Raw genomic sequence first — 6,577 nt, 5'->3', positions numbered from 1 at the left:
GCGATCTGAAGTAAGCCTTCGCCGGCAAGCCGGGCTCCTACAGGGGGATGTGTCAGGCCAGACGCTCAGCCTTCTGTTCTTCACCCAGGCAAGCCGCCGCGGTGAACAGCACATCAGTGGACGAATTCAGCGCGGTTTCCGCCGAGTCCTGCAACACGCCGATGATGAAACCGACCGCCACCACCTGCATGGCGATTTCGCTCGGGATGCCAAACAGGCTGCACGCCAGCGGGATCAGCAGCAACGAACCACCCGCCACGCCCGACGCGCCACAGGCGCAGATGGCCGCCACCACGCTCAGCAGAATGGCGGTCGGGATGTCCACGGCGATGCCCAGGGTGTGCACGGCCGCCAGGGTCAGCACGGTGATGGTGATCGCCGCACCGGCCATGTTGATGGTGGCGCCCAGCGGGATCGACACCGAGTAGGTGTCTTCGTGCAGGCCCAGGCGCTTGCTCAACTCCAGGTTGACCGGAATGTTCGCCGCCGAGCTGCGGGTGAAGAACGCGGTGATGCCGCTTTCGCGCAGGCAGGTCAGCACCAGTGGATACGGATTACTGCGCAGTTTCCAGAACACGATGAGCGGGTTCATCACCAGCGCCACGAACAGCATGCAGCCCAGAAGCACGGCCAGCAGATGCGCGTAGCCGATCAAGGCGCCGAAACCGGAGGTGGCCAGGGTCGAGGCCACCAGGCCGAAGATCCCCAGCGGGGCGAAGCTGATCACCAGGCGCACGATCACGGTCACGCCATTGGACAGGTCGCCCAGCACTTCGCGGGTGGTGTTGCCGGCATGGCGAATGGCGATGCCCATGCCGATGGCCCACGCCAGGACGCCGATGAAGTTGGCGTTCATCAGGGCGCTGACCGGATTGTCGACCACGCTCAGCAGCAGGCTTTGCAACACTTCACCGATGCCGCCCGGTGCGGTCACCGCAACGTCGTGGGTCGACAGCACCAGGCTGGAAGGGAACATCATGCTGGCAACCACCGCGACCACGGCGGCGGCGAAAGTCCCCAGCAGGTACAGGAACAGAATCGGCCGGATGTGGGTTTCCTGGCCGTGCTTGTGGTTGGCGATCGACGCCATGACCAGCACGAACACCAGGATCGGCGCGACCGCTTTCAGCGCGCTGACGAACACTTTGCCGATAAATGCGGTGGACTTCGCCGTTTCAGGCGCGAACAGGGCCAGGGCAATACCGGCGACCAGGCCGATCACGATTTGCGTGACCAGGCTCAGGCGTTTCAGGCGTTGCAATAGAGAAGGGGATGAAGCGGTCATAAAACGGCATCTCGTATTTTTTTATAAGTGCAAGGTTTCGCCGCTGCTGCGGGGCAGACCACAGGCAGGAAACCGAAGAAGGTCGCGCCATCGACGTCATGAAAGATCGATGAACACAGGGTGTTACGTTTTGCAGGGCGCGGACTTTATCACAGCGTAGGCACGATCCTTCAGACCTGTGACGAACTGCCGCTCGGCTACGCAATGCAATTTGCAGGTTCGTGCAACCGCATCCGTTATCACTCTGTTAACATTCGCCATCCTCATTTCATCTCTGCCAGTGGGCCTTCGGGCTATCGCTGGTGTCGTCGTTTTTTCTGGAGTTGTGCATGCTGTTGCCCATTCTTCTGTTGTCTGCCGCCGGTTTCACGGTGCTGACCACGGAATTTGTCATCGTCGGCCTGTTGCCGGCCATCGCCCGGGACCTGGATGTCAGCATCCCGCAAGCCGGCCTGCTGGTCACCCTGTTCGCCTTCACCGTCGCCGCCTTCGGGCCGTTCCTCACGGCGTATTTCGCCCGCTTCGAGCGGCGCAAGCTGTTCATCTCGGTGCTGATCCTGTTCGGCCTGGCCAACACCCTGGCGGCGCTGGCGCCGAACATCTGGGTGATGGCGTTTGCCCGGCTGGTCCCGGCGCTGGGGTTGCCGGTGTTCTGGGCCCTGGCCAGCGAGACTGCGGTGGACATCGTCGGGCCGGAATACGCCGGCCGCGCCATCGCCAAGATCGGCTTCGGCATTGTCTGCGCCACGGTGTTCGGCATTCCAGTAGGTACGTTGATTTCCGATGCGTTCGGCTGGCGAAGTGCGTTCGCCATCCTGGCGGTCATCGCGTTTGCCAAGGCGCTGCTGCTGTTTATCTACCTGCCGAAAACCAACCTGCACCAGCATCAGGTGAGCTTCCTCTCGCAGTTCAAGATCCTGCGCAGCCCGCTGATGCTGGGGCATGTGCTGCTGTCGGTGGTGGTATTCAGCGGCATGTTCACGGCCTACACCTACCTGGCCGACATCCTCGAGCGCCTGGCCGGGTTCAACGGCACCGTGGTCGGCTGGTGCCTGATGGGCTTCGGCGCGGTCGGCTTGATCGGCAACTCGCTGGGTGGGCGTGCGGTGGATCGTCACCCGCTGATGGCGTCGATGATGTTCTGTGCGTTGATGATTGCCGGCCTGGTGGCGCTGGTGCCGAACATTCATTCGCCCCTCGGTCTGGCGGCGGCGATGGGCATCTGGGGCGTGACCCAGGCGGCGATGTTCCTGGTCAGTCACGTGCGCTTGATGAAAGCCGCTCCGGAAGCGCCAGCGTTCGCCGCTTCGCTGAACATTGCCGGCGCCAACCTGGGCATTGGCCTGGGCGCGATGATCGGCGGGTCGGTGATTGACCGCGTAGGGCTGCAGGGTCTTGGCTTCGCGGCGGCCGCGCTTATCCTCGCCTCGGTCCTGCTGGCGATTGCGCTGATGACGTTCAAACCCCGCGAAGTTTGCGCCTGAGGCGTCACAGTTCGGTAAACAACTCGCGTCGGGCACCTTCGGTAATGGCGACAATGCCAGGGTGCTTGACCTTGCGCTCCACCGAAATGGCGTAGAACGACTCGCTGACTGCGTCGGTCTGGCCAATCACCTGCACGCCGTATTGGCGTTTCACTTCGTCGGCAATCACGCTCGGGCCGATGAAAATACCGCTGCCGGACTGGCCGAAAGCCTGCATCAAGGCACTGTCGTCGAACTCGCCGACGATCTGCGGCTGGATCTGCTGCTCGGCGAACCAGCGTTGCAAGCGGCTGCGCACCACGGTTTCCGGCCCGGGAATCAGCAGGGGCGCGCCGTGCAGGCCGCGGGGAAAATCCTGACCGTAACGCGCGGCCAATTCGGCGGTGGCAAAAAAACTTATCCCGCATTCGCCAAGTTTCTGGCTATAGCCCTTGATGTCCAGGTGCGATGGCATCGGGCTGTCGGATATCACCAGGTCGAGGCGCTGGATGGCCAGGTCGGCCAGCAGCCGCTCAAGCTTGTCTTCGCGGCAGGTGATGCGCAGCGGCTCATTCAATTCCATGGTCGGCGCGATCAGGCGGTAGACGATGGACTTGGGCACCACGTCGGCCACGCCCACGCGAAACAGGATCTGCTGCTCGTTGGGCTGCGCCCGCAACATCAATTCCAGTTCGCCCCCCAGCTGAAACATCTGCTCGGCGTAGGTCAGGGTCTGTCGCCCGGCCTCCGTCAGCTCAAGCTGCCGACCAACCCGACGGAACAGCTCAATGCCATAGGTCTGTTCGAGCAGCGATATCTGCCCGCTGATGGTTTGTGGCGTCAGGTTCAGTTGCTCGCAGGCGCGCACGATGCTGCCTGTCTTGGCGACCACCCAGAAGTAATGCAATTGCCGATAGTTGAGCATGGGAATCAACGGTTCGTAAAAACCGAAGTATAACCGCTAAAAATACGAATTTTCCTGAAGTATTCATTTCCCTAGAATCCCTCGCTATCAACGGGCCATCGTTTCGGCCGCGTTCGTTATATCGAGGAAAATCATATGAAGCTAAAAGCGACGGCGCTGCTGATCACGTCTTTACTGGTTCTGGCCGGTTGCGACCAGGCGGAAAAAAGCGCCCAGCAGTTGATGGGTGCGGCTGCCGAAAGCGCGAAGCAGGCGATCGACGATACGCACAAAGCCGCCGAGCAAGCGCTCAGCGAAGCCACCGGCGGGCTGATCAGCAAAAAAGAATCATCGGAAAAAGAAGCGGAAAAATCCGAATCTTCCTCCCAGGAAATCTAAACCGTCTTACAACGAGTCAGGACTGACCCATGGAATACCTTTTACAGCTAGCCGCCAGCCCCACCGCCTGGGTCGCCCTGGCCACCCTGGTGGTGATGGAAATCGTGCTTGGCATCGATAACCTGATCTTCATTTCGATCCTGACCAACAAACTGCCCGAGCAGCATCGGCAGAAAGCGCGGCGCATCGGTATCGGCATGGCGCTGATCCTGCGTTTGGGCTTGCTCAGCACCATCGCGTTCATCGTTCAGTTGACTTCCCCGGTGATCGAGATTCTCGGCCATGCGTTTTCCTGGAAGGACATGATCCTGATCGCCGGCGGCCTGTTCCTGTTGTGGAAAGCCACCACCGAGATCCATCACAGCATGGACCCGGCGCCGGAAGATCCGAAGTCGGCAACTTCGACCGTAACCCTGGGCTTTGCCGCGGCGATCGGCCAGATCCTGATGCTGGACATGGTGTTCTCCATCGACAGCATCATCACCGCTGTCGGCATGACCGAGCACTTGCCGATCATGATCATTGCCGTGGTAGTGTCGGTGCTGGTGATGTTGCTGGCGGCGGATCCCCTGGCCAAGTTCATCAATGACAACCCGACGGTCGTGATGTTGGCCCTGGGCTTCCTGATCATGATCGGCATGACGCTGATCGCCGAAGGTTTTGGCGCCCACGTACCGAAGGGCTACGTGTATGCCGCGATGGCGTTCTCGGCAGCGATCGAGGTGTTGAACATGATGTCCCGGCGGGCAAGGCAGAAGCGGGTTGCTTCTGAAGCCTGACCCTCGCTGAAACGAAACGGCCGCCTGGAATCCAGGCGGCCGTTTTTTTATGGGTGACCGAAGATTGTGATTCAGTGGACGGTGGCGTGCTGCGCGGCGCCTTTATCGGTTTCCGTCAGCGGTACTGGCGGAGCAGGGTGATGGTGCCGGCGGGTAATGCGCAGGACGCCCCACAACATGGCGGCGGCCACCGCCAGCCAGCCGGAAATCAGCATTACGATTGTCATTGCCAGGCTCATCCAGGCCTCCTCTTTGCCCTGCAGCGGGCACACTCACTATCCAAATGACAGTCTAGTCGCTGGCGTGTTTCAGGCTATTGACCAAAGGTCGCCTATCACCAACCAGTTTGCTCTATCGAATGCAAACAACTGCCGGTTAAGGCTATACCGCTGCGGTGCGGCATCCTATGATCGACGGCCAAGCCGGGAATGCGATTGCCTGGCAACTGATCAAGAGAGTGATGATGGTGCGAGTGATTTCTCGAATGCTATCGGCGGCGCTGATTGTCGGGTGCGTTGCCAGTCTGGGGGGATGCGCGGGAAGCGTTGCGCCGCAGATCCAGCGCCTGCCGGAGCGGGTCGAACTCAGCGGGCGGTTCTACAAGGGGGTGGCGAACCAAAGCGGGCCGCAGGTTTTGGCGAGCATGCTGTCGCAGCAGGGCATCGTGATTACCCCGGGGCTCCTCGATAAACCGCTGCGCTTGCCGGGCGCCGAAGCCCAGTTGCAACAGAACATGCAGAACCTCGCCCGCGAATACGGGATGGTGGTCTATCCCCTCGACAGCAGCCTGCCGGCCTTGCTGACCCAGGTCGCGGCCGGGTACCCGGTGATGGTGCGCTTCACTGAAGGCTCGGCGCTGTGGGCCGAGCCGCGTTACGCGATTTTGACCGGCTACAACCGGCAGAAGCAGACCGTCTTGCTGCGCGCAGGCATGGATCCGCGGTTGATGATGAGCTTCGGTTCGTTCGAATCGGCGTTCAAGGATGCCGGTGGATGGGCGGTGTTGATCCAGAATCCGACCCAACTGCCTGCCCAGGTCGATCAGCAACGCTGGCTCAAGGCAGCCAGCGATCTCGCCCAGGCAGGCCAGGAACAGGCTGCCGCCAAGGCGAAAAAAGCGCTGGGCGCGCAGTAGGCCCGTTCGTCACCCGCCGGGCACCTGCGCCCATTGCCAGCCTCTTATAGGGAAGGCCCGGATTTTCCCGGGCCCTCAGGAGGCGCCATGGCCCATTCCAATACCCCCGACGGTCCTCACTCGTCCGAGCATTCGTCCGGTGATGAGTTGGACTTTGATCCCGACTCCCCGGACCTTGCTGACCCGGCGGTCGATCCCATCGGGCCGGCCAAGGCACCGAGGGACGTAAAGCCGGATGACAATTCCAAGGCGCCGGCCAAACCCTACGATCCACTCGGTGACCTGAAACCCTGATTGCCTCCTGGAGGTGCGTATGTCTACTGATTCGAGTTTCAACGACAAGCGTCCGGAAACCGTACCGACCACTCCGGAGCAGGACATCGACCCGGTGATGGATCCTGAGAGTCCGATGCGCGATCCGCTGGCGCGGCCAACGGTGGTGCCCACCGAACATCCGCAGGGATGGCACGACCCAAGCAAGGGTGATGGCATTCCGGATGACGACCAGATGCCACTGCCCAACGATTAATCGCTGACGAAAAAAGCCCCGATTGATCGTAATGCTGTTCACTTAAGCATGGTGTTGTTAAGAACTGGATTGGGGGAATATCC

At 61.0% G+C, this 6,577-nt stretch carries 9 protein-coding genes; 6 read left to right on the top strand and 3 right to left on the bottom strand.

Annotated features, from left to right (window positions below; all coding sequences use genetic code 11):
- Positions 1-52: 52 nt before the first annotated feature.
- Positions 53-1,285 (bottom strand): serine/threonine transporter SstT, encoded by a 1,233-nt coding sequence (gene sstT / locus SOP95_RS31185; RefSeq protein ID WP_323609477.1) that lies wholly within the window; start codon positions 1,283-1,285, stop codon positions 53-55.
- Between the two features lie 329 nt (positions 1,286-1,614).
- Here sstT and SOP95_RS31180 point away from each other — a divergent pair, with 329 nt between their 5' ends.
- Positions 1,615-2,769, top strand: coding sequence for an MFS transporter (locus SOP95_RS31180; protein ID WP_274074621.1), 1,155 nt, complete (start codon positions 1,615-1,617; stop codon positions 2,767-2,769).
- A 4-nt stretch (positions 2,770-2,773) separates the two neighbouring features.
- On the opposite strand, the gene nhaR is transcribed toward SOP95_RS31180, so the two are convergent.
- Positions 2,774-3,673, bottom strand: coding sequence for a transcriptional activator NhaR (nhaR, locus tag SOP95_RS31175; RefSeq protein ID WP_274074622.1), 900 nt, complete (start codon positions 3,671-3,673; stop codon positions 2,774-2,776).
- Between the two features lie 135 nt (positions 3,674-3,808).
- Here nhaR and SOP95_RS31170 point away from each other — a divergent pair, with 135 nt between their 5' ends.
- Both SOP95_RS31170 and SOP95_RS31165 read left to right on the top strand, forming a co-directional pair.
- Positions 3,809-4,051, top strand: a complete 243-nt coding sequence (locus SOP95_RS31170; protein ID WP_274074623.1) for a hypothetical protein — start codon at positions 3,809-3,811, stop codon at positions 4,049-4,051.
- A gap of 29 nt (positions 4,052-4,080) precedes the next feature.
- Entirely contained in the window at positions 4,081-4,830 is a 750-nt protein-coding gene (locus tag SOP95_RS31165) for a TerC family protein (RefSeq protein ID WP_274074624.1), read from the top strand.
- A 71-nt stretch (positions 4,831-4,901) separates the two neighbouring features.
- On the opposite strand, the gene SOP95_RS31160 is transcribed toward SOP95_RS31165, so the two are convergent.
- Positions 4,902-5,057, bottom strand: a complete 156-nt coding sequence (locus SOP95_RS31160; protein WP_274074803.1) for a hypothetical protein — start codon at positions 5,055-5,057, stop codon at positions 4,902-4,904.
- Between the two features lie 179 nt (positions 5,058-5,236).
- Here SOP95_RS31160 and SOP95_RS31155 point away from each other — a divergent pair, with 179 nt between their 5' ends.
- The 3 genes from SOP95_RS31155 (at position 5,237) to SOP95_RS31145 (ending at position 6,494) form a co-directional block, all read left to right on the top strand.
- Positions 5,237-5,965 (top strand): peptidase C39 family protein, encoded by a 729-nt coding sequence (locus SOP95_RS31155; RefSeq protein WP_323609476.1) that lies wholly within the window; start codon positions 5,237-5,239, stop codon positions 5,963-5,965.
- A gap of 87 nt (positions 5,966-6,052) precedes the next feature.
- Positions 6,053-6,259, top strand: a complete 207-nt coding sequence (locus tag SOP95_RS31150; RefSeq protein WP_274074626.1) for a DUF6021 family protein — start codon at positions 6,053-6,055, stop codon at positions 6,257-6,259.
- A 19-nt stretch (positions 6,260-6,278) separates the two neighbouring features.
- On the top strand, positions 6,279-6,494 hold the full coding sequence (locus SOP95_RS31145; protein WP_274074627.1) for a hypothetical protein: 216 nt from the start codon (positions 6,279-6,281) through the stop codon (positions 6,492-6,494).
- Positions 6,495-6,577: the final 83 nt, after the last annotated feature.

Source organism: Pseudomonas sp. YuFO8 (assembly GCF_035065025.1).
Taxonomy (GTDB): Bacteria; Pseudomonadota; Gammaproteobacteria; order Pseudomonadales; family Pseudomonadaceae; genus Aquipseudomonas; species Aquipseudomonas putida_AE.
The sequence above is the reverse complement of the archived record's forward strand: the minus strand, read 5'-3'. Positions and strand labels throughout refer to the sequence as shown.

Excerpts from the sequence above, each read along its gene's own strand:
- SOP95_RS31180 (WP_274074621.1), top strand. The coding sequence starts at position 1,615 with ATGCTGTTGCCCATTCTTCTGTTGTCTGCCGCCGGTTTCACGGTGCTG.
- SOP95_RS31145 (WP_274074627.1), top strand. The coding sequence starts at position 6,279 with ATGTCTACTGATTCGAGTTTCAACGACAAGCGTCCGGAAACCGTACCG.
- sstT (WP_323609477.1), bottom strand. The coding sequence starts at position 1,285 with ATGACCGCTTCATCCCCTTCTCTATTGCAACGCCTGAAACGCCTGAGC.
- SOP95_RS31150 (WP_274074626.1), top strand. The coding sequence starts at position 6,053 with ATGGCCCATTCCAATACCCCCGACGGTCCTCACTCGTCCGAGCATTCG.
- SOP95_RS31160 (WP_274074803.1), bottom strand. The coding sequence starts at position 5,057 with ATGACAATCGTAATGCTGATTTCCGGCTGGCTGGCGGTGGCCGCCGCC.
- SOP95_RS31165 (WP_274074624.1), top strand. The coding sequence starts at position 4,081 with ATGGAATACCTTTTACAGCTAGCCGCCAGCCCCACCGCCTGGGTCGCC.
- SOP95_RS31170 (WP_274074623.1), top strand. The coding sequence starts at position 3,809 with ATGAAGCTAAAAGCGACGGCGCTGCTGATCACGTCTTTACTGGTTCTG.
- nhaR (WP_274074622.1), bottom strand. The coding sequence starts at position 3,673 with ATGCTCAACTATCGGCAATTGCATTACTTCTGGGTGGTCGCCAAGACA.
- SOP95_RS31155 (WP_323609476.1), top strand. The coding sequence starts at position 5,237 with ATGATCGACGGCCAAGCCGGGAATGCGATTGCCTGGCAACTGATCAAG.